Source organism: Pseudomonas sp. NPDC087612, assembly GCF_044743505.1.
Lineage (GTDB): Bacteria > Pseudomonadota > Gammaproteobacteria > Pseudomonadales > Pseudomonadaceae > Aquipseudomonas.
This window is the reverse complement of sequence record NZ_JBIUWO010000007.1, coordinates 178,115-202,384: the sequence shown is the minus strand read 5'-3', so window position 1 is coordinate 202,384 and position 24,270 is coordinate 178,115. Positions and strand designations below refer to the sequence as shown.

20 protein-coding genes are annotated in these 24,270 nt (G+C 63.4%); 13 read left to right on the top strand and 7 right to left on the bottom strand.

What is annotated here, in order from left to right; genetic code table 11:
- Nucleotides 1–132: 132 nt before the first annotated feature.
- On the top strand, nucleotides 133–1,626 hold the full coding sequence (locus tag ACIOVF_RS16445; protein ID WP_045199605.1) for an aldehyde dehydrogenase: 1,494 nt from the start codon (nucleotides 133–135) through the stop codon (nucleotides 1,624–1,626).
- A gap of 86 nt (nucleotides 1,627–1,712) precedes the next feature.
- A complete protein-coding gene (locus ACIOVF_RS16440) occupies nucleotides 1,713–2,852 on the top strand; it encodes an MFS transporter (RefSeq protein WP_045199607.1) in 1,140 nt (379 codons plus the stop codon).
- On the opposite strand, the gene ACIOVF_RS16435 is transcribed toward ACIOVF_RS16440, so the two are convergent.
- Both ACIOVF_RS16435 and ACIOVF_RS16430 read right to left on the bottom strand, forming a co-directional pair.
- On the bottom strand, nucleotides 2,849–4,405 hold the full coding sequence (locus ACIOVF_RS16435; RefSeq protein WP_401290815.1) for a phospholipase D family protein: 1,557 nt from the start codon (nucleotides 4,403–4,405) through the stop codon (nucleotides 2,849–2,851). The genes ACIOVF_RS16440 and ACIOVF_RS16435 overlap by 4 nt on opposite strands.
- A 59-nt stretch (nucleotides 4,406–4,464) precedes the next feature.
- On the bottom strand, nucleotides 4,465–5,895 hold the full coding sequence (locus ACIOVF_RS16430; protein WP_401290812.1) for a PLP-dependent aminotransferase family protein: 1,431 nt from the start codon (nucleotides 5,893–5,895) through the stop codon (nucleotides 4,465–4,467).
- Between the two features lie 178 nt (nucleotides 5,896–6,073).
- Between ACIOVF_RS16430 and ACIOVF_RS16425 the strand changes: the two genes are divergently transcribed.
- Nucleotides 6,074–6,304, top strand: a complete 231-nt coding sequence (locus ACIOVF_RS16425; protein WP_401290809.1) for a DUF1127 domain-containing protein — start codon at nucleotides 6,074–6,076, stop codon at nucleotides 6,302–6,304.
- Here the strand turns inward: ACIOVF_RS16425 and ACIOVF_RS16420 are convergent.
- Nucleotides 6,301–7,605 carry an NAD(P)/FAD-dependent oxidoreductase gene (locus ACIOVF_RS16420; protein ID WP_401290806.1) on the bottom strand — a complete coding sequence of 435 codons (1,305 nt, stop codon included), beginning with the start codon at nucleotides 7,603–7,605 and terminating at the stop codon, nucleotides 6,301–6,303. The two genes, ACIOVF_RS16425 and ACIOVF_RS16420, sit on opposite strands and share 4 nt — an antisense overlap.
- A gap of 114 nt (nucleotides 7,606–7,719) precedes the next feature.
- On the opposite strand from ACIOVF_RS16420, the gene ACIOVF_RS16415 reads away from it, so the two are divergent.
- Nucleotides 7,720–8,073, top strand: coding sequence for a YkgJ family cysteine cluster protein (locus ACIOVF_RS16415; RefSeq protein ID WP_038998046.1), 354 nt, complete (start codon nucleotides 7,720–7,722; stop codon nucleotides 8,071–8,073).
- 3 nt (nucleotides 8,074–8,076) lie between these two features.
- On the opposite strand, the gene dadR is transcribed toward ACIOVF_RS16415, so the two are convergent.
- Nucleotides 8,077–8,565: a transcriptional regulator DadR gene (gene dadR, locus ACIOVF_RS16410; protein ID WP_008366790.1), complete on the bottom strand. Its 489-nt coding sequence runs from the start codon at nucleotides 8,563–8,565 to the stop codon at nucleotides 8,077–8,079.
- A 156-nt stretch (nucleotides 8,566–8,721) separates the two neighbouring features.
- Between dadR and dadA the strand changes: the two genes are divergently transcribed.
- The 6 genes from dadA to ACIOVF_RS16380 all read left to right on the top strand — a co-directional run bounded on the left by dadA (nucleotide 8,722) and on the right by ACIOVF_RS16380 (nucleotide 14,773).
- A complete protein-coding gene (gene dadA, locus ACIOVF_RS16405; RefSeq protein WP_045199621.1) occupies nucleotides 8,722–10,023 on the top strand; it encodes a D-amino acid dehydrogenase in 1,302 nt (433 codons plus the stop codon).
- The gene (locus ACIOVF_RS16400) at nucleotides 9,995–10,348 is read left to right on the top strand and encodes a RidA family protein (RefSeq protein WP_010225843.1); all 354 of its coding nucleotides are present in this window, start codon (nucleotides 9,995–9,997) and stop codon (nucleotides 10,346–10,348) included. Before dadA ends, ACIOVF_RS16400 begins: the two co-directional genes overlap by 29 nt.
- A gap of 96 nt (nucleotides 10,349–10,444) precedes the next feature.
- Nucleotides 10,445–11,518 (top strand): alanine racemase, encoded by a 1,074-nt coding sequence (alr, locus tag ACIOVF_RS16395; protein WP_093378051.1) that lies wholly within the window; start codon nucleotides 10,445–10,447, stop codon nucleotides 11,516–11,518.
- A gap of 108 nt (nucleotides 11,519–11,626) precedes the next feature.
- Nucleotides 11,627–12,175, top strand: coding sequence for a cupin domain-containing protein (locus ACIOVF_RS16390; protein WP_010225839.1), 549 nt, complete (start codon nucleotides 11,627–11,629; stop codon nucleotides 12,173–12,175).
- Nucleotides 12,176–12,332: 157 nt separating this feature from the next.
- On the top strand, nucleotides 12,333–12,737 hold the full coding sequence (locus ACIOVF_RS16385; protein WP_045199625.1) for a cytochrome c5 family protein: 405 nt from the start codon (nucleotides 12,333–12,335) through the stop codon (nucleotides 12,735–12,737).
- 122 nt (nucleotides 12,738–12,859) lie between these two features.
- Nucleotides 12,860–14,773: an acetyl-CoA hydrolase/transferase C-terminal domain-containing protein gene (locus tag ACIOVF_RS16380; protein ID WP_045199627.1), complete on the top strand. Its 1,914-nt coding sequence runs from the start codon at nucleotides 12,860–12,862 to the stop codon at nucleotides 14,771–14,773.
- A 90-nt stretch (nucleotides 14,774–14,863) separates the two neighbouring features.
- Here ACIOVF_RS16380 and ACIOVF_RS16375 read toward each other — a convergent pair whose 3' ends face one another.
- Both ACIOVF_RS16375 and rep read right to left on the bottom strand, forming a co-directional pair.
- The gene (locus ACIOVF_RS16375) at nucleotides 14,864–15,436 is read right to left on the bottom strand and encodes a xanthine phosphoribosyltransferase (protein ID WP_045199628.1); all 573 of its coding nucleotides are present in this window, start codon (nucleotides 15,434–15,436) and stop codon (nucleotides 14,864–14,866) included.
- A gap of 63 nt (nucleotides 15,437–15,499) precedes the next feature.
- On the bottom strand, nucleotides 15,500–17,509 hold the full coding sequence (gene rep / locus ACIOVF_RS16370) for a DNA helicase Rep (RefSeq protein ID WP_038998055.1): 2,010 nt from the start codon (nucleotides 17,507–17,509) through the stop codon (nucleotides 15,500–15,502).
- A 265-nt stretch (nucleotides 17,510–17,774) separates the two neighbouring features.
- Between rep and ACIOVF_RS16365 the strand changes: the two genes are divergently transcribed.
- On the top strand, nucleotides 17,775–19,439 hold the full coding sequence (locus ACIOVF_RS16365) for a putative bifunctional diguanylate cyclase/phosphodiesterase (RefSeq protein WP_401290798.1): 1,665 nt from the start codon (nucleotides 17,775–17,777) through the stop codon (nucleotides 19,437–19,439).
- Between the two features lie 55 nt (nucleotides 19,440–19,494).
- Here ACIOVF_RS16365 and ACIOVF_RS16360 read toward each other — a convergent pair whose 3' ends face one another.
- Entirely contained in the window at nucleotides 19,495–20,886 is a 1,392-nt protein-coding gene (locus tag ACIOVF_RS16360) for a NorM family multidrug efflux MATE transporter (protein WP_401290795.1), read from the bottom strand.
- Between the two features lie 155 nt (nucleotides 20,887–21,041).
- Here ACIOVF_RS16360 and ACIOVF_RS16355 point away from each other — a divergent pair, with 155 nt between their 5' ends.
- Complete coding sequence (locus ACIOVF_RS16355) at nucleotides 21,042–21,986, top strand: LysR substrate-binding domain-containing protein (RefSeq protein ID WP_045199635.1); 945 nt, start codon at nucleotides 21,042–21,044, stop codon at nucleotides 21,984–21,986.
- Nucleotides 21,987–22,141: 155 nt separating this feature from the next.
- Nucleotides 22,142–24,121 carry a methyl-accepting chemotaxis protein gene (locus ACIOVF_RS16350; RefSeq protein WP_093378075.1) on the top strand — a complete coding sequence of 660 codons (1,980 nt, stop codon included), beginning with the start codon at nucleotides 22,142–22,144 and terminating at the stop codon, nucleotides 24,119–24,121.
- The last annotated feature ends 149 nt before the right edge of the window (nucleotides 24,122–24,270 follow it).

Below are 24,270 nucleotides of genomic sequence, written 5' to 3'. Positions count from 1 at the left end.
TATATTGAAAATTAGGGCGCCGGTGGTTTAGGGTGGCAGGTGCCTGTGCGCCTGTGTCGCCCAGCCAGAATTTTCGACAGTGCCCCCAAGCCCTCGCGCGGCACTGCACCTTAACAAGAGGAGGAGTTTCGTATGACCACCCTGACTCGTGCGGACTGGGAACAGCGTGCCCAGCAACTGAAGATCGAAGGCCGTGCTTTCATCAATGGTGAATACACCGCTGCCGTTTCCGGCGCCACATTCGAGTGCCTCAGCCCGGTCGACGGACGCCTCCTGGCGCAGATCGCCAGCTGCGACGAGGCCGATGCCAACCGCGCCGTTGAAAACGCCCGTGCCACCTTCGCCTCCGGCGTCTGGTCGCGCCTGGCCCCGGCCAAGCGTAAGGCCACCATGATTCGTTTCGCCGCGCTGCTCAAGCAGAACGTCGAAGAGCTGGCCCTGCTGGAAACCCTGGACATGGGCAAGCCGATCAGCGACTCGCTGAACATCGACGTGCCAGGCGCCGCCCAGGCCCTGAGCTGGAACGGTGAAGCGATCGACAAGATTTACGACGAAGTCGCCGCTACCCCGCACGACCAGCTCGGCCTGGTGACCCGCGAGCCGGTGGGCGTGGTTGCCGCCATCGTGCCGTGGAACTTCCCGCTGCTGATGGCCAGCTGGAAACTCGGCCCGGCCCTGGCCACCGGTAACTCGGTGGTGCTCAAGCCTTCGGAAAAATCACCGCTGACTGCCATCCGTATCGCCCAACTGGCAATCGAAGCCGGTATCCCGGCGGGCGTACTCAACGTGCTGCCAGGCTATGGCCACACCGTTGGCAAGGCCCTGGCCCTGCACATGGACGTCGATACCCTGGTGTTCACCGGTTCGACCAAGATCGCCAAGCAGCTGATGATTTACGCGGGTGAGTCGAACATGAAGCGCGTCTGGCTGGAAGCCGGCGGCAAGAGCCCGAACATCGTCTTCGCTGACGCCCCCGACCTCAACGCCGCCGCCGAAGCTGCCGCCAGCGCCATCGCCTTCAACCAGGGCGAAGTCTGCACCGCAGGTTCGCGCCTGCTGGTCGAGCGCTCGATCAAGGACAAGTTCCTGCCGCTGGTGCTCGAAGCACTCAAGGCCTGGAAGCCGGGCAACCCGCTTGACCCAGCTACCACCGTCGGTGCTCTGGTCGATACCCAGCAGATGAACACCGTGCTGTCCTACATTGACGCTGGCCACAGCGATGGTGCCAAGCTGCTGGTGGGCGGCAAGCGCATTCTCGAAGAAACCGGCGGCACCTATGTCGAACCGACCATCTTCGACGGCGTGACCAACGCCATGAAGATCGCCCAGGAAGAGATCTTCGGCCCGGTCCTGTCGGTGATCACCTTCGACACCACCATCGAGGCGATCAACATCGCCAACGACACCCCGTACGGCCTGGCTGCCGGTGTGTGGACCGCCGACATCTCCAAGGCGCACCTGACCGCCAAGGCCCTGCGTGCCGGTAGCGTGTGGGTCAACCAGTACGATGGCGGCGACATGACCGCACCGTTCGGCGGCTTCAAGCAGTCGGGCAACGGCCGTGACAAGTCGCTGCACGCGCTGGACAAGTACACCGAGCTGAAGGCGACCTGGATCAAGCTGTAAATCCAGACGGACCTGTCGCGGGGCAAGCCCTCTTCCACAGCGTGGGAGCGGGCTTGCCCCGCGATTTTTTTGCGAGGAAGACGCCGATGCGTTGGGGAACCTATTTCGCCGTGCTGGCGGCCGTGCTCAGTGTCGGCCTAGCCCTGGGCGTCAGTATGCCGCTGGTGTCGTTGCGCCTGGAGGGTTGGGGCTACGGCAGCTTTGCCATTGGTGTGATGGCGGCGATGCCGGCCATTGGCGTGCTGGTCGGTGCCAGCCTGTCCAGCCGTCTGGCCGCGCGTTTTGGTACGCCGGGGCTGATGCGCCTGTGCCTGTGGGCAGGGGCGTTGTCTATCGGCTTGCTGGCGTTGCTGCCGAGCTATCCGTTGTGGCTGGCCTTGCGCCTGTTGATCGGGATCATCCTGACTATCGTGTTCATCCTCGGCGAAAGCTGGATCAACCAGCTGGTGGTCGAGCAATGGCGCGGGCGTCTGGTGGCGCTGTATGGCAGCAGTTATGCCTTGAGCCAGTTGGCCGGGCCATTGTTGCTTGGCGTGGTGGGTTCGGAGGATGACCTGGGCTTCTGGATCGGTGCCGGTCTGCTGATTGCCGCGCCATTGGTGCTGCTCGGGCGCGACGGTGCACCGAGTGCCGAAGCCTGCAGCGTGACCTTCACCGACCTGTTCGGTTTCTGCCGGCGATTGCCGGTGATCGCCTGGGCTATTGCCCTGTTTGCTGCCTTCGAGGCGATGATCCTGACCTTGCTGCCGGTTTATTGCCTGCAGCAGGGGTTCACTACCGAAATCGCGCTGTTCATGGTCAGTACCGTGGTGGTCGGTGATGCGCTGCTGCAACTGCCGATCGGCGCACTGGCCGACCGCATGTCGCGGCGCACGCTGTTCAGTGGCTGTGCCTTGACGCTGCTGGCTTCGAGCCTGGCAATCCCGCTGGCGCTGCAAACGCCGCTGATCTGGCCTTTGTGGGTGTTGTTCGGCGCCAGTGCCGGCGGCCTGTTCACCTTGTCGCTGGTGCTGATTGGCGAACGCTACCGCGACGACGCACTGGTGCGCGCCAATGCTCATGTTGCGCAGCTGTGGGGCATCGGTTGCCTGATCGGACCGCTGGCGGCAGGGGCGGGCAGCCAATGGGTCAGCGGGCATGCGCTGCCGCTGTTCATGGCGGTCGGGGCCTTTGGCCTGGTGCTGCTCGCGCGGCGGCCCAATGCTTTTGAGCCGGCGCCGGTCTAGAGCATCTTCTCCAGGCCCACAGCCTTGCTGATCCAGGCGTTGAAGCGCCGCCACAGACCGCCGGGCTCGGTGGTCAGGGTGTGCAGGCGGTGGTTGTCCTCGGTCACCCAGACCAGCTGGCCATCGACCAATTGTGGTTGGTAGCTGAGCGCCGGGGCCATACCCTGGGCGGCCAGCTCGCGGGTGTATTCGGCCAGTTCCGGGCTGTCGACCAACACCCCGACCTCGGTGTTCCACAGCACCGAGCGTGGGTCGAAGTTGAACGAGCCAATGAAGGTCTTCTTGCGGTCGAAGACGATCGCCTTGCTGTGCAGGCTCGAGTCCGAGCTGCCATGAAAGCGCAAGCCGCGGCGCGAGCCCGGATCGCCTGGCTGGCGGCGTAGTTCATACAGGTGCACGCCGTGCTCGAGCAGCGCCTTGCGATAGGGTGCATAGCCGCCATGCACCGCCGGCACATCGGTGGCTTCCAGTGAATTGGTCAGCAATTTTACCGATACGCCTTTGTCGGCATGGCTGGTCAGGTAGAGCAGGCCGGACTCGCGGGGCACGAAATAGGCCGAGATCAGGATCAGCTCGTGCTGGACGTTGTTCAGGTCAGGTGCCAGCTGTTGGGTCATCAGCAGTTGCGGGTCCGGCTCATCACGGGCCAGTACCTTGCTCGGCGCGTCCCAGAGCGCCTGGTTATGGGCCCAGATCAGCTCGTTGCGCCACACGTCGAGGCGCGGCCGGGCTTGATAGGCCATCAGCCGGTCATACAGAGCCTTGCGCTTGACCCGCGCATCGGCCAGTGACGCCTCAAGGCGCTGGCGGCTGTTGCGCAGGTCGTCGGCATCGGGTTGGGTGAACAGAAAATCGCCAATCGGCCTGCTCAGCGCGCTGTTCCAGTACTGGTCGAAACTGTGCCCCAGCTGTTCGGCCACCGGGCCGACGCCGAGCAGGTCGATGTCAGTAAAGTTGAGGTTGGGTTCGGCATCGAAATACTCATCGCCCAGGTTGCGCCCCCCGACAATGGCCATGCTGTTGTCCACCAGCCACAGCTTGTTGTGCATTCGCCGGTGCTGCAACGACAGGTTGAACAGCCGGCCCATGGCCCGGGTTACGCCAGTGCTGCGGCCCAGGTGCAAGGGGTTGAACACGCGGATGTGAATGTTCGGATGCGCGGCCAGAGTGCCGATCATTTCGTCGAGGCCATCGCTGGTGGTGTCGTCGAGCAGGATGCGCACGCGCACCCCGCGGTCGGCGGCCTGCAGCAGCTCGTGCACCAGCGCGCGGGTGCTGAGGCCGTCGTGGACGATGTAGTACTGCAGGTCGATGCTCGACTGGGCGTTGCGAATCAGCTCGGCGCGGGCGCGGAAGGCTTCGTTGCTGTTGGGCAGCAGGCGAAAGCCGGAACGCCCGTCATAGGCCGAGGCCTGGCGCTGCACTGAACGGCCAAAGGCCGAGTCACTGGCCGGCAGCGCCTGGCTGACTTCCCGTGGCTGGCTGACGCTGGCGCAGCCGCCCAGGCCGAGCAGTAGCGACAGCAGTAGTGGCAGCACCCGCTGGCTTTTCAAAAAGATCGTCCTGTTACAACTGAGGCGTAAGAATATGGACCGCGAGCGGCGGCGCAAAGTTACCCGGCGCCGTGCTCCTGGGCCAGTAGACGAATGGCGGTTTCGCCAACCTTGCGCACTGCCGCTTCGATTTCGGCACTGGGGCGTGCGGCGAAGTTCATCCGCAGGCAGTTACGGTACTTGCCCGAGGCCGAGAAAATACTGCCGACGGCAATCTGCACGCCCTGCCCAAGTAAAGCCCGGTTCAGGCGCAGCGTGTCGAAACTTTCCGGCAATTCCACCCACAGCATGAAACCACCCTGGGGCCGGCTGGCGCGGGTGCCCGGTGGAAAGTAGCGGGTAACCCAGTCGCTCATCTGGTCGCGCCCGCGCTGGTACTGGCTGCGCATGCGCCGCAGGTGCGGCTGGTAGTGGCCGCCTTCGATGAAGTCGGCAATTGCCAGTTGCGGCTGGGTGGCGGTGCAGCCGGTGCTGATGTACTTCATGTGCAGCACCCGCTCCAGATACCGTCCCGGGGCCGCCCAGCCAATGCGCAGGCCTGGCGCCAGGGTCTTGGAGAACGAGCTGCAGAGCAGCACTCGACCGTCCTCGTCGAACGACTTGATGGTCCGCGGTCTGGGATAGGTGTAGGCAAGGTCGCCATACACATCGTCTTCCAGGATCGCTACGTCGAAGCGTTGCGCCAGGGTCAGCAAGGCCTTCTTGCGCGCCTCGGGCATGATGTAGCCGAGCGGGTTGTTGCAGTTCGGGGTGATCTGGATGAGCTTGATCGGCCATTGCTCCAGGGCCAGTTCCAGGGCTTCGAGGCTGATCCCGGTGAGCGGGTCGGTGGGGATCTCCAGGGCCTTCATGCCCAGGCCCTTGAGGGTTTGCATGGCGCCATGAAAGCTGGGCGAATCCACCGCGACGATATCGCCAGGCTGGCACACCGCGCGGATGCTGCTCGACAGCGCCTCGTGGCAGCCGGTAGTCACCACCAGGTCGGCCGGGCTGACAGTGCAGCCGGAGTCGAGCATCAGCCGGGCGATCTGCTCGCGCAGGGCGCGGGTGCCAGAGATGGTGTCGTAATACAGGCCGGGCATGTCCTGGCGTCGGCTGAGCTGGGCCAGGCTGCGCAGCAGCGGCTTGAGGGTCGGGCTGTCGATATCGGGCATGCCGCGGCCCAGTTGCACCACGTTTTTATTCGGCTCGCTGCGGATCAGCTCGATGACCTGCTCCCATTGGGAAATATCCACCGGGCGTTGGGCCGGGCGGCTGACATCGGGGAGGGCGGGCAGGCTACGACTATTGGGCACGAAGTATCCGGACTTCGGTCGGGGTGCGGCCAGGCCGTTGTCTTCCAGCAGGCGATAGGCCTGCTGCACCGTGCTCAGGCTGACACCATGTTCGATGCTCAGGGCGCGTACCGAAGGCAAGCGATCGCCGGGGCGGTATAAACCTTGTTCGATGCGGGCACCGAGCAGCTCGGCGAGGTTGATGTACAACGTCATGGCATACTCCGGAAAACGACTACAGCAACAGACCAATACAGATGACGAAAAAATACAGCATTCAGTAGGAAATCTGCCAATTCTGTATGGAAATAATAGTCGGTCTTTGGATCTGTAATGGTTTTGCCTTGGCGCGCATGCTTTCTCCACGGTTCACACACCCTGGAGGTAACAAGCAATGAGCGGTATGAGCGATGTGCGCCTGAAACTGTATGCCGAAGAACTGAGCCGCGAGCAGCGTACCCAGCTGTTCAGTGCGCCCACCGGCCTCGGTCGCTGGGGCCTGATGGCGCATCGTTGGCATACCCGCAGGGCACTGCTGGCGCTGGACGCAGCGCAACTGCGCGACGTCGGCCTGACTTCTGAGCAGGCCCGCGAGGAAGGCTTGAAGCCATTCTGGCGGTCTTAGACCAGCTCTTTCATCCGGTGCCAGAGCATGCCCAGGGCCAGCAGCGGCGAGCGCAGGTGCTTGCCGCCCGGGAAGGTGATGTGCGGCACCCGTGCGAACAAGTCGAAGCGCCCACTGTGCTGGCCACTGATGGCTTCACCGAGCAGCCTGCCGGCCAGGTGCGTGGCATTCAGGCCGTGGCCGGAATACGCCTGGGCGAAGTACACGTTGGGTTGGTTGGGCAGGCGGCCGATCTGTGGCAGGCGATTGGCACCAATACCGATCATTCCGCCCCATTGATAGTCGATGCGCACATCGGCGAGCTGCGGGAACACCTTGAGCATTTTCGGCCGCATGTAGGCGGCGATGTCGTGCGGATCGCGTCCGGAGTAATGACAGGCACCGCCAAACAGCAGCCGGCGATCGGCCGACAGACGGTAGTAATCGAGGGCCACGCGCTGGTCGCAGACGGCCATGTTTTGCGGCAGCAACTGGCTGGCCTGGGCTTCGCTCAGAGGCTCGGTGGCGATGATGTAGCTGCCGGCGGGCAGCACCTTGCCACCGAGTTCGGGGTTCAGGTCGTTAAGGTAGGCGTTGCAACCGAGCACCAGGGTGCTGGCCAATACCGAACCTTGCGCGGTGTGCACGCGCACCTGTTGGCCATAGTCGATGCGCGTCACCGCAGACTGCTCGAACAGGCGTACGCCCAGCTTGCCAGCCACCACGGCCTCGCCCAGGGCCAGGTTGAGCGGGTGCAAATGCCCGGAGCCCATGTCGATCAAGCCGCCAACGTAGCGGTCCGAGCCGACCACGCTGTGCATCTGCTCCGGCGCTACCAGGCGTAGCTCGTGGCGGTAACCGAGGTTGCGCAGTTCTTCGGCATCCTCGGCGAAACCTTGCAGGTCGCGCGGTTTGTTGGCCAGGTCGCAGTAACCCCAGGTCAGGCCGCACTCTATGCTGTGCCGCTCGATACGCTCGCGGACGATGTCTACCGCTTCCAGGCCCATCAGCTTGAGCTCGCGCACGCCGTCGCAACCAAGGATCGACGTGAACTGCTCAAGGCCGTGGCCGACGCCACGAATAAGCTGCCCGCCGTTACGCCCACTGGCGCCCCAGCCGATTTTGCGCGCTTCCAGCAGGATCACATTGAGGCCGCGCTCGGCCAGTTCGATCGCCGTGTTCAGCCCCGAAAAACCACCGCCGACAATACAGACGTCGCAACTCAGTTCGCCCTGCAGCTGTGGATAATCCGCTTGTGGGGCGCTGCTGGCAGCGTAGTAGGAAGCGGTGTGCGAGGCGGGCTGCTGAACGCCGGCGTTCATGGCGATGTCCTGGTTCTGAGTGTTTGGAAAATTTTACGCAGGATAAGCTGCGCTTTCAGGGGTGGGCAACCGTAGGGCAAAATAGAGCGCCAGACTTCTTTGCCGCAGGCCGCCATGAGTTGCAACAGCCACAAGATCCGCTTCCTGCGCGAGCAGATCCCGTCGTTTGAATGTGTGCCGGGCTGTCACGACTGTTGCGGGCCGGTCACCACTTCGTCAGAAGAAATGGCCCGCCTGCCGCGTAAGAGCGCCGCCGAGCAGGAAGCCGCGCTGGCGGAACTGAACTGCGTGCACCTGGGCCCCAACGGTTGCACCGTGTACGAAGAGCGGCCGCTGATCTGCCGCCTGTTCGGTACCACGCCGAAGCTGCCATGCCCCAATGGCCGCGGCCCGGCCGAGATGATCGATCCGCAGGCCGAGAAGCTGGTCCACCAGTACATCGCCAGCACCCGCCAGGTGCTGGTCTGAACCTCAGTCCGGAATCGGCAGGTTGAGGCTTTCCTTCACCTCTTCCATGACGATGTAGCTCTTCGACTCGCGCACATGCGGCAGCTTGAGCAGGATGTCGCCAAGCAGCTTGCGGTACGAGGCCATCTCGGAAATCCGCGCCTTGACCAGGTAATCGAAATCGCCCGAGACCAGGTGGCACTCGAGCACGTGCGGCAACTTCAGCACGGCACGTCGGAACTCTTCGAAAGTGTCGCCCGACTTGTAGTCGAGGCTGATCTCGACGAACACCAGCAGGCTGCCCTTCAAATGCTGCGGATTGAGCCGGGCGTTGTAGCCCATGATGATCCCTTCGCGCTCCAGGCGCCGGACCCGCTCGGTGCAGGGGGTGGTCGACAGGCCGACCTTTTCGCCCAGTTCAGTAAACGAGATGCGTCCATCGGCCTGCAGGATGCGCAGGATATTGCGGTCGATCTTGTCCAGTTCACGCTTGCTTTGGTGCTGGGTTCTCATAGTGGATGCCCCTCCGTAAAAGCCAACCTTGCCGAGAATTCTCGCCAAATATAGGCTTTTATATAGTGAAAAGCACTGGTCATACCTTCCTATACTGCGCGCATCTACGCCATTAACAACAAATGTCAGCGGTACGCTGCGTCGAGGGTAATAAACATGCGAGTTCTGGTACTTGGTAGCGGTGTGATTGGAACCGCCAGTGCCTACTATCTGGCACGGCAAGGGTTCGAAGTCGTCGTGGTCGACCGTCAACCGGCAGTCGCCATGGAAACCAGCTTTGCCAACGCCGGCCAGGTCTCGCCTGGTTACGCTTCGCCCTGGGCTGCCCCGGGCGTGCCGCTCAAGGCCATCAAGTGGCTGCTGGAGCGCCACGCGCCCCTGGCCATCAAGGCCACCGCCGACATCGACCAGTACCTGTGGATGGCGCAAATGCTGCGCAACTGCACCGCCAACCGTTACGCGGTGAACAAGGAGCGCATGGTGCGCCTGTCCGAATACAGCCGTGACTGCCTCGACGAGCTGCGCGCTGAAACCGGCATTGCCTACGAAGGCCGCACCCTGGGTACTACCCAGCTGTTCCGCACCCAGGCGCAACTGGATAACGCCGCCAAGGACATCGCCGTCCTCGAGCAGTCCGGCGTGCCGTACGAAGTCCTCGACCGCGAAGGCATTGCCCGCGTCGAGCCGGCCCTGGCCAACGTGACCGATATCCTTGCCGGTGCCCTGCGCCTGCCCAACGACCAGACCGGCGACTGCCAGCTGTTCACCACCCGCCTGGCGGAAATGGCGATCAAACTGGGTGTCGAGTTCCGCTTCGGCCAGGACATTCAGCGCCTGGACTACGCCGGTGACCGCATCAACGGTGTATGGATCGACGGCAAGCTGGAAACCGCCGACCGCTACGTGCTGGCCCTGGGCAGCTACTCGCCGCAGTTGCTCAAGCCGTTGGGCATCAAGGCCCCGGTCTACCCGCTCAAAGGCTACTCGCTGACCGTGCCGATCACCGATCCGGCCATGGCCCCGACCTCGACCATTCTCGACGAAACCTACAAGGTCGCGATCACCCGTTTCGACAACCGCATCCGCGTCGGCGGCATGGCTGAAATCGCCGGTTTCGACCTGTCGCTGAACCCGCGTCGGCGCGAAACCCTGGAGATGATCGTCAACGACCTTTATCCTCGTGGCGGCGACCTGAGCCAGGCCAGTTTCTGGACCGGCCTGCGCCCGACCACCCCGGACGGTACGCCGATCGTCGGTGCTACCCCGTTCCGTAACCTGTTCCTCAACACCGGTCACGGTACCCTGGGTTGGACCATGGCCTGCGGTTCCGGTCGCCTGCTGGCCGACCTGATTGCGCGCAAGAAGCCGCAAATCAGCGCTGAAGGCCTCGATATCTCTCGCTACGGAAAACACCAGGAGCCTGCCAAGCATGTCAGTCCAGCGCCAGCTCACCAATGAGCGCATGAGCCAGATCGTTACCCACAACGGCACCGTGTACCTCGCGGGCCAGGTCGGTGACGACATGAACGCCGGGATCGAGCAGCAAACCCGCGAGACCCTGGCCAACATCGAGCGCCTGCTGGACCTGGCCGGCACCGACAAGAGCCGCCTGCTTTCGGTGACCATCTATCTCAAGGACATCGACGCGCATTTTCAGGGCATGAACGCGGTGTGGGACAAGTGGCTGCCAAAAGGCGTCGCCCCGGCCCGTGCCACCGTTGAAGCCAAGCTGTGCGAGCCGGAAATCCTTATCGAGCTGTCGGTGGTCGCCGCACTGCCGTAATACCCGATCCCTCACCCGGTGCCGCCGGCGGCCGACCAGCTGCCTTCGAGCACCGGGCTTTTTACTTCTAACCAGACTGCCCAGAAGGCTGCCGTCATGCGTCCCGCCCGTGCCCTGATCGATCTTCAAGCCCTGCGTCACAACTATCAACTTGCCCGCGAACTGACCGGAGCCAAAGCCCTGGCCGTGATCAAGGCCGATGCCTATGGTCACGGTGCCGTGCGTTGCGCCCTGGCCCTGGAGCAGCACGCCGATGGTTTTGCCGTGGCCTGCATCGAAGAGGCGCTGGAGCTGCGCGCAGCCGGGATCAAGCCGCCGGTGCTGTTGCTCGAAGGCTTCTTTGAAGCCAGCGAACTGCAACTGATCGCCGAGCATGACCTGTGGTGCGTGGTGCATTCGCTGTGGCAACTGGAGGCTATCGAACAAGCGCACCTGAGCAAGCCGATTACAGTCTGGCTCAAGCTCGACTCGGGCATGCACCGGGTTGGCCTGCATGCCAAGGACTACCAGGCCGCGTACCAGCGCCTGCTGGCCAGCGGCAAGGTTGCGCGCATCGTGCTGATGAGCCACTTCGCCCGTGCCGATGAGCTCGACAGCGAGGCCAGCAACGAACAACTGGCGGTGTTCCAGGCCGCACGCCAGGGCTTGAGCGCCGAGGTCAGCCTGCGCAACTCGCCGGCCGTGCTCGGTTGGCCGAACATGCCCAGCGACTGGGTGCGCCCGGGCCTGATGCTGTACGGCGCCACGCCGTTCGAAGTGCCCCAGGCTCAAGCGGCGCGCCTGCAGCCGGTGATGACCGTGCAATCACGGGTGATCAGCGTGCGTGAGCTGCCAGCCGGCGAGCCGGTAGGCTACGGTGCCAAGTTTGTCAGCCCGCGGCCGACTCGGGTTGGTGTGGTGGCCATGGGTTACGCCGATGGCTACCCGCGCCAGGCGCCAAACGGTACGCCGGTGCTGGTGGCCGGCAAACGTACCCAGCTGATTGGCCGGGTATCGATGGACATGCTCTGCATTGATCTCACCGACGTGCCTGAAGCGGGCCTCGGCAGCCCGGTGGAACTGTGGGGCAAAAACGTGCTGGCCAGCGAAGTGGCCATGCACGCTGGCAACATCCCTTACCAGATTTTCTGCAACCTCAAGCGCGTACCGCTGGACTACAGCGGCGATTAAGGCGCCAAAGCGGACAGGCTGCGGGTCGAAGTGTTGTAAATACTGAACGCTGTTGCGATGATAACGTTCAATTTCGACCCCACTCGTTCGTTTAGGAGGGCTCCAGCTTTGGACGTCGGTGAACGACTGCAAGCCATACGCAAGCTCAAGGGCCTGTCACAGCGTGAACTCGCCAAACGTGCGGGCGTCACCAACAGCACCATCTCGATGATCGAGAAGAACAGCGTCAGCCCTTCCATCAGCTCGTTGCGCAAGGTGTTGAGCGGTATTCCGATGTCCATGGTCGAGTTCTTTTCCGAAGAGCTGCAACCGGAAAACCCCACCCAGATCGTCTACAAGGCTCACGAGCTGATCGACATTTCGGACGGCGCGGTGACCATGAAACTGGTCGGCAAGGCGCACCCGAGCCGGGCCATTGCCTTTCTCAACGAGGTTTACCCACCGGGTGCCGACACCGGCGAAGAAATGCTCACCCACGACGGCGAAGAGACCGGCATCCTTCTTGAAGGTCGTCTCGAACTGGTAGTAGGCCTGGAAACTTTCATCCTCGAAGCGGGCGACAGCTACTATTTTGAAAGTACCAAGCCGCACCGTTTCCGCAATCCTTACGATGAGCCGGCCCGGCTGATCAGCGCGGCGACTCCGGCCAACTTCTAGCGGGTATTGCGCGGCGGATTGTCGCGGCTAAGACCCTTTGGACACTAGGGTTGTTTCGGTGAGGCAGGGTTCCCGTTATACTTGCGCCGCCTGCGAAACCGTGGCCGCGGGCGTGACTAGCCACCATGAGGGTGTACGCGTGAATCTAATCAAGAAAATGCTGGCCGTACCAGCTGCCGTATTGGCCCTTTGGGCAGTCAGCGCTCAAGCTGCGACCAACGACGACATCGCCAAGCGACTGGAACCGGTCGGCCAGGTGTGTGTTCAGGGGCAGGAATGCAAGGGAATGGAAGTCGCAGCCTCTGCTGCTGGCGGCGGTGCCAAGACCCCGGATGAAATCATCGCCAAGCACTGCAATGCTTGCCATGGCAGTGGCCTGCTCGGCGCGCCGAAAATCGGCGATACCGCCGCCTGGAAAGAGCGCTCCGACCACCAGGGTGGTCTGGACGGCATCCTCGCCAAGGCCATTACCGGCATCAACGCCATGCCGCCGAAAGGCACCTGCGCCGACTGCTCGGATGACGACCTGATGGGCGCCATCAAGAAGATGTCCGGCCTGTAAGCCCAGCGCTTGCCCAACAAAGCCCGCCACGTGCGGGCTTTGTGCTTTTTAGCGCTGGCCAGCGCAGCAATCTGGCGGCATGCTCGGTGCAACCTGTTCAAGGAATGCCACAGGAGGCCGCGATGGCGTACAGCTGTTCGATCGACGATGCCGTAGACCAGGTGCTGGCGCGCCTGCCCGCGCATATCCACATGGGCCTGCCGCTGGGGCTGGGCAAGCCCAACCGCTTCGTCAACGCCCTGTATGCGCAAATCCGCCAGTTGCCCGAGCGGCAACTGACCATTTACACCGCTTTGAGCCTGGGCCGCCCGGACCTGGGCGACGGCTTGCAGCGGCGCTTTCTTGAGCCCTTCATCGAGCGGGTGTTCGCCGACTACCTTGAGCTGGACTACCTGCACGACCTGCGCCGCGACCAGTTGCCGGCCAACATCCGTGTCGAGCAGTTCTTCATGCAACCCGGCAGCCTGTTGCACAGCTCCATGGCCCAGCAGGACTACGTCAGCAGCAACTACAGCCACGCCGCCCGCGATATCAACGCCAAGGGCTTGAACCTGGTGGCGCAGCTGGTAGCCGAAGATCCGGCACATCCCGGCCAGTTGAGCCTGAGCTGCAACCCGGACATCACCCTCGACCTGCTGCCAATGATTGCCCGCCGCCGGGCAGCCGGCGAAACCATCCTCATGCTCGGCCAGGTGCATGCCGAACTGCCGTACATGCCGGGCGCGTCCGAGCTGCCCCGCAATGACTTCGACCTGCTGATCGACCGCCCGGAAAACACCCGGTTGTTCTCCACGCCGAACATGCCGGTGACCACCCAGGACCATTTCATCGGCCTGCATGCCAGCACCCTGGTACGCGATGGCGGCACCCTGCAGATCGGCATTGGTGCCATGGGCGATGCGCTGACCGCAGGGTTGCTGGCGCGACAGGCTGACAGCGAGGCGTACCAGGCATTGCTGGCAGATATCAACCTGACGCCCTGGCATAGCCTGATCGAACGCGAAGGCGGCCTCCAGCCCTTTTCCCGCGGCCTGTACGGCTGCAGCGAAATGTTCGTCAACGGCCTGCTGGCACTGGTCGAAGCTGGAATCATCCGCCGCCCGGTGTACCCGGACGAGTCGCGCCAGCAGGCGGCCAACAACGGCGAGCTGGATGACCAGGGTGTGCTGGTGCATGGCGGCTTCTTTCTTGGCCCTCAGGCGTTTTACCAGCGCCTGCGGGAAATGCCGCCAAGCCAGCGCAAACGCTTCGCCATGAGCGCCATTAGCTACATCAACGAGCTGTATGGCCAGGAGTCGCTCAAGCGCCTGCAGCGCCGGGATGCGCGCTTTATCAATACAGTGTTCACCATGACCTTGATGGGCGCCGGGGTCGCCGACCAGCTGGAAGACGGCCGGGTGCTCAGCGGGGTCGGCGGGCAGTACAACTTCGTTGCCCAGGGCCATGCCCTGGAAGGCGCGCGTTCGATCCTGCTGCTGCGCAGCTGGCGTGAGTCAGGCGGGGAGGTCAGTTCCAACCTGGTCTGGGAATACGGTCATTGCACCATTCCCCGCCACCTGCGCGATATCGTCGTCACCGAATACGGAATCGCCGACTTGCGCGGGCAGACCGATGCTGAGGTGATTGCCCGTTTGCTGGCGATCACGGACTCGCGCTTTCAGCCCGAACTGATCGAGCGGGCGCAGAAAGCTGGCAAGTTGCCCAAGGACTTTTGCCTGGCCCCGCGCTTCAGCGACAACACCCCGCAGCGTTTGCAGGCGCTGCGTGACCGCCACGCACGGTTGTTCCCCGAGTATCCGCTGGGCAGTGATTTCACCGCCGAGGAGCGCGATTTGCTGCGGGCGCTGAACTGGCTCAAGAGCAAGTTCAAGTTGAGCGAGGTGCTGGAGCTGGGCAAGGCGGCGCTGGATGCACCGGCGCCCGAGGCGTTTCCTGCGCAGTTGGCGCGGATGGGGTTGGCGCAGCCCCAGGGGCTGAAGGAGGACTTGTATCAGCGCTTGGTGCTGGCGGGGTTGCAGGCAACAGCGTTCCGTTGAGGACGCTGTCGCTGGCAAGCCAGCTCCCACAAGGTCCGCGGTATGCAGTACCTGTGGGAGCTGGCTTGCCAGCGATGAGGCCAGCGCAAATTACTCGATGAAAGTAACCACGCCATCTTTCAGCGACTTGACCCGGGCCAGCGATTCAACGCGGTAGCCCTGGCTGTCCAGCTCGGCGCGACCGCCCTGGAACGATTTCTCGATGACGATACCCAGGCCGGCAACAGTGGCGCCGGCTTGCTTGATGATCGAGATCAGCGCCTGGGAGGCTTTGCCGTTGGCCAGGAAGTCGTCGATTACCAGCACGCGGTCGCTGCTGTTGAGGTGGCGCGGGGAGATCGCCACGGTGTTCTCAGTCTGCTTGGTGAAGGAATACACCGAAGCCACCAGCAGGTTTTCGGTCAGGGTCAGCGACTGGTGCTTGCGCGCGAAAATCACCGGGACGCCCAGTTTCAGGCCGGTCATCACCGCCGGGGCAATGCCCGAGGCTTCGATGGTGACGATCTTGGTGATGCCCGAATCGGCAAACCGGCGGGCGAACTCGTCGCCAATCAGTTGCATCAGCGCAGGGTCGATCTGATGGTTGAGAAACGCATCGACTTTGAGAACCTGATCGGAAAGCACGATGCCTTCTTCGCGAATCTTCTGGTGCAGTGCTTCCACTGTGGTATTTCCTCGATGTAGCAAGAGTGGCCACGGCAATACGCCGCAGCAAAGGTTGATTATCTAACGTTTGAGCATGGCACGGATATCGGCCAGTGCGTTGTTGCCGCGAGCGGCCTTCACTTCGGTTGGCGCGTCGTCCAGGCCCTCCCAGGCCAGGTCGTCGTCGGGCAACTCGTCCAGGAAGCGGCTCGGCGAGCAATCGATGATTTCGCCGTACTGCTTGCGCTTGGCAGCAAAGGTGAAGGCCAGGGTCTGACGTGCGCGGGTAATCCCGACGTAGGCCAGGCGCCGTTCTTCTTCGATGGTGTCGGCTTCGATGCTGGAACGGTGCGGGAGGATTTCCTCCTCCATGCCCATAATGAACACGTAGGGGAACTCCAGGCCCTTGGAGGCGTGCAGGGTCATCATCTGCACGCCTTCGGCGCCGTCTTCCTCTTCTTGCTGGCGCTCGAGCATGTCGCGCAAAACCAGCTTGCCGATGGCCTCTTCGATGGTCATGCCGCCGTCTTCGTCTTTCTCGAGGGTGTTCTTCAGCGCCTCGATCAGGAACCAGACGTTGCTCATGCGAAAATCCGCAGCCTTGTCGCTGGAGCTGTTGGTGCGAATCCAGTTTTCGTAGTCGATGTCCATGATCATGCTGCGCAGGGCTGCGATCGGGTCTTCCAGGGCAACCTGTTCGCGGACCTTGTCCATCCAGCGCTTGAAGCGCTGCAGGCGGTCGGTATAACGGCTGTCCAGGTGCTCGCCAAGGCCCAGCTCCTCGCTGGCGGCATACATCGAAACCTTGCGCTCGGTGGCGTAGTTACCGAGTTTTTCCAGGGTGGTCGAGCCGATTTCCCGGCGCGGTACGTTGATCACCCGCAGGTAGGCGTTGTCATCGTCCGGATTCACCAGCAGGCGGAAGTAGGCCATCAGGTCTTTAACTTCCTGGCGTCCGAAGAAGCTGTTGCCGCCGGACAGGCGATACGGCACCTGGTGGTGCTGCAGCTTCAGCTCGATCAGCTTGGCCTGGTAGTTGCCCCGGTAAAGAATGGCGAAGTCACTGTAGGGCCGGTCGGTGCGCAGGTGCAGGCTGAGGATTTCCATGGCTACCCGTTCGGCCTCGGCTTCCTCGTTCTTGCAGCGGATCACGCGGATCTCGTCGCCGTGGCCCATCTCGCTCCACAGCTGCTTTTCGAAGGCATGCGGGTTGTTCGAGATGAGCACGTTGGCGCAGCGCAAAATGCGGCTGGTGGAGCGGTAGTTCTGCTCGAGCATCACCACTTTCAGCGACGGGTAGTCGTCCTTGAGCAGCATCAGGTTCTCGGGCCGCGCGCCGCGCCAGGCGTAGATCGACTGGTCGTCGTCGCCAACCACGGTGAACTGGTTGCGCGTGCCGATCAGCATCTTCACCAGCAGGTACTGGCTGGCGTTGGTGTCCTGGTATTCGTCGACCAGCAGGTAACGGACCTTGTTCTGCCACTTTTCGAGGACATCGGGGTTGTCCTGGAACAGCTTGACCGGCAGCAGGATCAGGTCGTCGAAGTCCACCGCGTTGAACGCCCGCAGGGTGCGCTGGTAGTGCGCATAGACCACCGCGGCGGTCTGCTCCTTGGGGTTGCGGGCGTTTTCCAGGGCTTCGGGTGGCAGGATCAGGTCGTTCTTCCAGGCGCCGATCATGTTCTTGATCTCGTCGACACCGTCGTCGCCCGAGTATTCCTTCTGCATGATGTCGGTCATCAGGGCTTTGACATCGGTCTCGTCGAAAATCGAGAAGCCCGGTTTGAAGCCCAGCCGTTCATGCTCCTTGCGGATGATGTTCAGGCCCAGGTTGTGGAAGGTCGACACGGTCAGGCCGCGGCCTTCGCCCTTGCGCAGCAGGGTGCCGACCCGCTCTTTCATCTCCCGCGCGGCCTTGTTGGTGAAGGTCATGGCCACGATGTACTGGGCACGGATGCCGCAGTTCTGGATCAGGTGCGCGATCTTGCGGGTGATCACGCTGGTTTTGCCGGAGCCTGCACCGGCGAGCACCAAAAGAGGGCCGCCGACGTAGTTCACGGCTTCTTGTTGCCGGGGGTTGAGTCGGGACATGACGAAAACCGGGGACGCTAGAAAAATAGCCGGGCATTTTAGCAGGGGTAGAAAGTTTCTGCCGCGACCGTCTGACAGTGTGACGTACCACGCGATCTAAATTTGCCGCATTTGATACTTTCCCGCAGGATGCGTGGCGAAACCTGCGGGATGTCGGCAATGGAATGGCATGACTTTAAGTGAAAATCATTTTCATTAATGGTTTAGGATACGCATTCTCGCTGCCCATCGTCATTTGACTGTGTCTACGTCCTAAGGAGCCAGCTTGTCTACGCCCGTCGAACCCTTGCGTTTGCTCCTGCTGGCCGATGAGCCGGAATGGGCCATTGTGTTGCGCGAGTGTCTGCTGCCGATGGCGGGCCAGGCGGTATTGCTGACCGCTCCGAACTGGGAGGCGGTCGACAGCCTGTTTGCCAATGACCGCAATGCGCTGGTGCTGGCGACCCCGCAACTGCAGCCGGCGCCCGGGCGTTGCGTGCTGCCGATGGTGCTGCTGCTCGAGCACGAACCGCAGGTGCCGCCGCCGGGTGTCAGCGACTGGCTGATTCGCGACCAGCTGACCAGCAATATCCTGCGCCGCAGCCTGCGCCACGTCCGCGAGCGCGGCGTCCTCGAAGCGACCCTGCAACGCCTGGCCGAACAGGACCCGCTGACTGGCATCGCCAACCGCCAGGGTTTCCAGACCCTGCTGGCTGCGCGCCTGGCCGACAACGAAGGGCGCGGCGTCGCCCTCGGGCACCTGGACCTGGACAACTTTCGCCATGCCAACGACGCCCTCGGCCACCAGGCCGGCGACCGGTTGATCCTGCAGGTGGTGGGCCGGCTGAAGAGCCAGCTTGAAGCCGGCGACCAGGTTGCACGTCTGGGCAGCGACGAATTCGCCCTGTTGATCGATACCCGCCGCGAGCCGCAGCGCGCCGAATGGATGGCCGAACGCATCACCGAAGCCCTGGCCGAACCTTACTGGATCGACGGCGAAAGCCTGTTGCTCGGCTGTAGCCTGGGGGTTGCCCACGCCCGCGCCCAGGGTGGCGCCGACCCGCTGATGTGGCATGCGCACATCGCCATGCAGCAGGCCAAGAGCACCCAGGGCTGTACCTTTCACGTCTTCAACGAACGCATCAACCGCAACGCCCGCAGCCTTGCCGACCTGGAAAGCGAGCTGCGCCGGGCGCTGCGCCGCGACGAGCTGGAGCTGCATTACCAGCCGCGACTGAACCTGGCCGACGGGCGCATTGTCGGCCTCGAAGCCCTGGTGCGCTGGCGCCATGCCGAACGCGGGCTGCTGCCGCCCAGCGAGTTCGTACCGCTGGCCGAGCAGAGTGGGCTGATCGTGCCTTTGGGCTACTGGGTCATCTCCCGGGCCCTGCGCGACATGCAGGCGCTGCGCGAGCAGGGCCTGGCGCCGTTGCACATGGCGGTGAACCTGTCGTTTCGCCAGTTCCAGGACAGCCAGCTGTTGGCGACCCTGAGCCGGCTGATCATCGAACACGGCGTCGATGCCCGCTGGCTGGAGTTCGAGCTGACCGAAACCGCCGTGATGCGCCGCAACGACCTGGTCAAACAGACCATGGACGCCCTTGGGCGCCTGGGCGTGCGCTTCTCGCTGGACGATTTCGGCACCGGCTTTTCGTCGTTCGTGCACCTCAACAGCCTGCCGATCACCTTGCTCAAGGTCGATCGCAGCTTTGTCGGCGGCATGGAGCAGCGTGAAGAAAACCGCAAGCTGGTGCACGCGATGATCAACCTGGCGCACAACCTCAACCTCGAGGTGGTGGCCGAGGGCGTGGAAACCCCGGAGCAAATGGACCTGCTGCGCAGTTTCGATTGCGATCAGGTGCAGGGGTTTCTGATCAGCCGGCCGTTGCCGATTGATGAGTTGATGGAGTATTTGCTGCGCGGGCCGGCGCAGCAGGCGGTGGCGTTGTAGATTCCGGGGCTGCTTTGCAGCCCATCGCTGGCAAGTCCAGCTCCCACAGGGCCCTTCAAACCACTGAAGCAGTCACCTTGTTCACCCCAGCGGCACTGCCCAGCAAGCGCTTCATCCGCCATTCGAATGCCAGGGTCAGGCTCACCGCCGCACACGCCAGGCCCAGCGCCAGCCCCCACCACACGCCTACCGCGCCCAGGCCGAGGTTGAAGGCCAGCAGCCAGGCCGCCGGCGCACCGATCACCCAGTAACAGAACAGCCCGACCAGGAAGGTGGTCTTGGCATCCTTGAGGCCTCGGATCGAGCCCATGGCAATGGTCTGCACGCCGTCGAACAGCTCGAACCAGGCGGCGACCATCAACAGGCTTACCGCCAGCTGGATGATGTCGGCAAAGGCCGGGTCACCGTGGTCGAGGAACAGCCCCACCAGCGGGTCTGGCAGCAGCCAGAAGAGGATGGCGAACATCAGCATCATCGCCGCGCCAAAACCGATACCCACGCGGCCGGCATGGCGTGCCCCCAACAGGTTGTCGGCGCCGTAATAGAGCCCTACACGCATGGTCACGGCGTACGACAGGCCGGCCGGAATCATGAATGCGGTAGAGACGATCTGCAGGGCGATCTGGTGCGCGGCAAGCTCGGTGCTGCCGAGCACGCCCATGCACAGCGCGGCGAAGGCGAACAGGCCGACCTCGACGGTGTAGGTGCCGCCAATCGGCAGGCCCAGGCGCCACAGCTCACACAGGGCTGGCCACGACGGGCGGCTCAGGCCCTGGCGAATCGGGTAGGGTGCATAGGCCGGGTGCCAGCGGATATACAGCGCCATGGCCACGGCCATGCAGTTGGCAACGATTGCGGTCACCAGGCCGATGCCCACCAGGCCCAGCTTCGGCAGGCCGAACATGCCTTCGATCAGCGCATAGTTGAGCAGGAAGTTGGCCACCGTGCCGATCAGGCTGATGACCATCACCGGCGTCGAGCGGCCAATGGCGCTGGTAAAGCCGCGCAGGGCCATGAAACTCAGGTAGCCGGGCAGGGCGAAGGGCAGCAGCAGCAGGAACTGCGCGGCCGCCTCGACGTTGTTCGGGCTCTGGCCGAGCAATAGCAGTACCGGCTCCAGGTTCCACAGCGCCAAAGCCGCCACCAGGGCCATGACCCAGGCCAGCCACAACCCGGCCTGGGTCAGGCGGGTGGCGCCGGCGATGTCGCCAGCACCCTTGCGAATCGCCACCAGGGTACCGACGGCGGCGATCACGCCCAGGCAAAAGATCGACACGAACGAATAGCTCGCCGCGCCCAGGCCGCCACCGGCCAGGGCCTGCGGGCTGATGCGGGCCATCATCAGTGTGTCGGTGAGCACCATCAGCATGTGCGCCAACTGCGAGGCAATCAGCGGCCCGGCCAGGCGCAGCAAAGCCTTGAGTTCTTGGGTAGGCGCAGCCTGCATGGAGTCGTCCTTTTCTTACGCGATAGATTCAAAGCGTGAAAGTCTGAGGCTTGGTGCGGTTATCCACAAAAGGATAATAGCGATGGTTGGCATGATTAAAACTCATGGGAGTATGATCCAGTCGATTGCCTGTGGATAACCCGGAGCCCGCCGCCATGTCTCGCCGTTTACCGCCTCTGTATGCACTGCGGGCCTTCGAAGCGGCGGCCCGGCATAGCTCGTTCACCCGCGCCGCAGATGAGTTATCGATAACCCAGAGTGCCGTCAGCCGGCACATCCGCACCCTTGAAGAGCACTTTGCCTGCCGTTTGTTCGTGCGCAATGGCCGCAGCTTGCAACTCAGCGAAGCGGCGCGTTTGCTGTTGCCAGGGGTGCGCGAAGGCTTTGCCGCGCTGGAGCGGGCCTGCAACACCCTGCGCAGTGAAGACGACATCCTGCGCATGAAAGCCCCTTCGACCCTGACCATGCGCTGGCTGCTGGCGCGCCTCAGTCGCTTTCGCCACCTGCAGCCGGGCAACGAAGTGCAACTGACCAGCGCCTGGATGGATGTCGATCATGTCGATTTCAACCATGAGCCTTTCGACTGCGCGGTGTTGCTCAGCGACGGTCACTTTCCGCCGGACTGGGAGGTCAAGCGGCTGTTTTCCGAGCTGCTGATCCCGGTAGGCGCGCCCGAGCTGCTCAAGGAAGGGCCGTGGGACGAGCGGCGCCTGGCCGGTGTCGAGCTGCTGCATCCAACCCCCGACAAGCGCGACTGGCGCAGCTGGCTGGCGCGCATGGACCTCACCGACAAGGTGTCGCTCAAGGGCGGCCAGGTATTCGATACCCTGGAGCTGGGCATGATCGCCGCCGCTCGCGGTTATGGAGTGTCCATGGGCGACCTGCTGATGGTTGCCGAAGACGTCGCCCAGGGCCGCCTGAGCCTGCCGTGGCCGACAGCGGTTGCCAGCGGCCTGGATTACTACCTGGTCTGGCCGCGAACCCGCCCCGGTGGCGAGCGGCTGCGGCGTCTGAGCGACTTCCTGCAGGGCGAGGCGGATTCGATGGACTTGCCCAAGGTTCAAATTCTGGGGACATCAGCGGCAATCGGAGCGAGTTGACCGTTTGCGCAGGATAACCCTGTTGCACGCTCAAGTATTGCGTCAGGCCGCCGAAGCAGAGGCATCAGAGCCACGCCTAGATGGTTCGATTCCCGTATCGATGCGGACGGTCAGCGTGATCAGGACGATCCCGGCCCCTCTTGCCAGGAGCTTCCATGTCTCAACCCCGTGCCCGGATTGCCTCGCAACTCGGTATCGCCCTTGCCATCGTGCTGGCTGTGGTGATTACCGGTAGCACCCTGTTTGCCCTGCGTTCGCTGGACAACGCCAACCTGAATACCCGCCAGGAACACCTGGCCAGTGAAGCGCGCCTGCTCGCCGATCAGCTCGACACTTTCCACAGTACCCTGCGCGAAAGCACCCAGCGCCTCAGCGGGCTGTTCGAGAAGCGCTTTGCTGCCGGTTTGCAGCTGCATCCAGGGGAGTCGGTGACGGTTGCCGGGGTTTCCACGCCCGCGCTGTACCTGGGCGAGCAACTGCTCAACAACGACTTTCGCCAGGTGGATGATTTTCGCCAGATGACCGCAGGCGTTGCCACCTTGTTCGTGCGCAGCGGCGACGACTTCATTCGCATCAGCACCTCGCTGACCAAGCAGGACGGCAGCCGCGCCATTGGCACCCTGCTGGATCGCCAGCATCCGGCCTACGCGCGCTTGCTAGCCGGTCAAGCCTACGTTGGCCGGGCCAACCTGTTCGAGCGCGACTACATGACCCAGTACACCCCGGTGCGTGACGGCAGCGGGCGGGTGATTGCGGTGCTGTTTGTCGGTTTCGACTACACCGACGCGCAGAAGGCTCAGTTTGCCAACCTCGGACGTTTTCGTATCGGCCAGACCGGTTCACTGGCCTTGCTCGACGACAAGCAGCACTGGTTGGTGCCGCCAGCAGGTGTGCGTGCGGACAGTCAGGCGGCGCAGGCGCTTGCCGGGTTCACTGCAGGCGAAGGGCGTTTCTGGCATGACGGCGTCGAAGAGCTGTTCAGCGTGACCGTGGCGTTTGCCGGCGGGCCGTGGACGGTGGTGGCAAGCATGCCGAAGGCGGAAATCCGCGCAGTGACCTGGAGCGTCGGCACGCGCCTGGCCATCGGCAGTTTGCTGGCGATGTTGCTGGCGGTCGCCGCCACCCTGTGGCTGTTGCGCCGCCGTCTGCGCCCCTTGGCTGACCTCTTGCAGCAGGCGCAGGCCCTTGGCGCCGGTGACCTGCAGGCGCGCTTGCGGGTATCGAGCGATGACGAAATCGGCCAGTTGGCGCACAGTTTCAACCAGATGGGCGAAGCCCTGGCGAGCATGGTCGAGCACATTCGCGCAGCAGCGGAGCAAGTCAGCAGCCGCGCCCAGGCCTTGTCGGGCATGTCCTCCGGGGCCTGTGAGGGCATGGAGCAGCAGTCTGGCGAAATCACCAGCATGGCCGGCGCTGTCGAGCAGTTCAGCGCCACCTCGATGAACATCGCCGAGAACATGGGCAGCACCGAACGCATGGCCCAGGACAACGTCCAGCAAACCCGCATTGGCCGTGCCTCGATGGACCAGGCGTCATCGTCCCTGGAGCAGATCGCCAGCGCCCTGGCCGGCACCGCCACGGTGATCGACACCCTGGGCCTGCGCTCCGAAGAAATTGGCGGCATCGTCGGCGTGATCACCTCGATTGCCGAGCAGACCAACCTGCTGGCCTTGAACGCTGCCATCGAAGCGGCGCGGGCCGGTGAGCAGGGCCGGGGCTTTGCCGTGGTTGCCGACGAGGTACGCAACCTGGCCTCGCGCACCCGTCAGGCCACCGATGAAATCTCGGCGATGATCGGCAGCATCCAGCAGGAAACCGGCAATGCCATCAGCACCATGGAGCAGGGCAACCGCCTGATGCAGGAAGGCCTGGAGCGCAATGCCAAGGTTGCCGCAGCGCTGGCGCAGATCGATGAGCGCAGCCGCTCGGCGGGGGAGCAGTTTGCCGCCATTACCACCGCTACCCAGGAGCAGAGCAGCACGGCGAACGTGCTCAGCCGCAACCTGCAGAGCATTGCCCTGGCCAACAGCGAGCAGCATGAGGTGGCGACTAACCTGGCGGCTACCGCGCGTGAGCTTGAGGGGTTGGCGGGGCAGTTGCGGCAGGAAGTGGACAGGTTTCGGGTTGGGCGGTGACGCCATCGCGGGTCAAGTCGAGGCGGGGGGGCCGCCCCCCCCCCCCCCCCGGGGGGGGGGGGGGGGGGGGCCGCCCCCCCCCCCCCCCCGGGGTGTTAGAAAAAACACAGCTACACCAAAAAGGCAACCCCCCCCGCCCCCACCCGCCG

What these genes read in the sequence shown, in the direction of transcription:
- ACIOVF_RS16445 (WP_045199605.1), top strand. Translation starts at nt 133, where the DNA reads ATGACCACCCTGACTCGTGCGGACTGGGAACAGCGTGCCCAGCAACTG.
- ACIOVF_RS16440 (WP_045199607.1), top strand. Translation starts at nt 1,713, where the DNA reads ATGCGTTGGGGAACCTATTTCGCCGTGCTGGCGGCCGTGCTCAGTGTC.
- ACIOVF_RS16430 (WP_401290812.1), bottom strand. Translation starts at nt 5,895, where the DNA reads ATGACGTTGTACATCAACCTCGCCGAGCTGCTCGGTGCCCGCATCGAA.
- ACIOVF_RS16425 (WP_401290809.1), top strand. Translation starts at nt 6,074, where the DNA reads ATGAGCGGTATGAGCGATGTGCGCCTGAAACTGTATGCCGAAGAACTG.
- ACIOVF_RS16420 (WP_401290806.1), bottom strand. Translation starts at nt 7,605, where the DNA reads ATGAACGCCGGCGTTCAGCAGCCCGCCTCGCACACCGCTTCCTACTAC.
- ACIOVF_RS16415 (WP_038998046.1), top strand. Translation starts at nt 7,720, where the DNA reads ATGAGTTGCAACAGCCACAAGATCCGCTTCCTGCGCGAGCAGATCCCG.
- dadR (WP_008366790.1), bottom strand. Translation starts at nt 8,565, where the DNA reads ATGAGAACCCAGCACCAAAGCAAGCGTGAACTGGACAAGATCGACCGC.
- dadA (WP_045199621.1), top strand. Translation starts at nt 8,722, where the DNA reads ATGCGAGTTCTGGTACTTGGTAGCGGTGTGATTGGAACCGCCAGTGCC.
- ACIOVF_RS16400 (WP_010225843.1), top strand. Translation starts at nt 9,995, where the DNA reads ATGTCAGTCCAGCGCCAGCTCACCAATGAGCGCATGAGCCAGATCGTT.
- alr (WP_093378051.1), top strand. Translation starts at nt 10,445, where the DNA reads ATGCGTCCCGCCCGTGCCCTGATCGATCTTCAAGCCCTGCGTCACAAC.
- ACIOVF_RS16385 (WP_045199625.1), top strand. Translation starts at nt 12,333, where the DNA reads ATGCTGGCCGTACCAGCTGCCGTATTGGCCCTTTGGGCAGTCAGCGCT.
- ACIOVF_RS16380 (WP_045199627.1), top strand. Translation starts at nt 12,860, where the DNA reads ATGGCGTACAGCTGTTCGATCGACGATGCCGTAGACCAGGTGCTGGCG.
- rep (WP_038998055.1), bottom strand. Translation starts at nt 17,509, where the DNA reads ATGTCCCGACTCAACCCCCGGCAACAAGAAGCCGTGAACTACGTCGGC.
- ACIOVF_RS16360 (WP_401290795.1), bottom strand. Translation starts at nt 20,886, where the DNA reads ATGCAGGCTGCGCCTACCCAAGAACTCAAGGCTTTGCTGCGCCTGGCC.
- ACIOVF_RS16355 (WP_045199635.1), top strand. Translation starts at nt 21,042, where the DNA reads ATGTCTCGCCGTTTACCGCCTCTGTATGCACTGCGGGCCTTCGAAGCG.
- ACIOVF_RS16350 (WP_093378075.1), top strand. Translation starts at nt 22,142, where the DNA reads ATGTCTCAACCCCGTGCCCGGATTGCCTCGCAACTCGGTATCGCCCTT.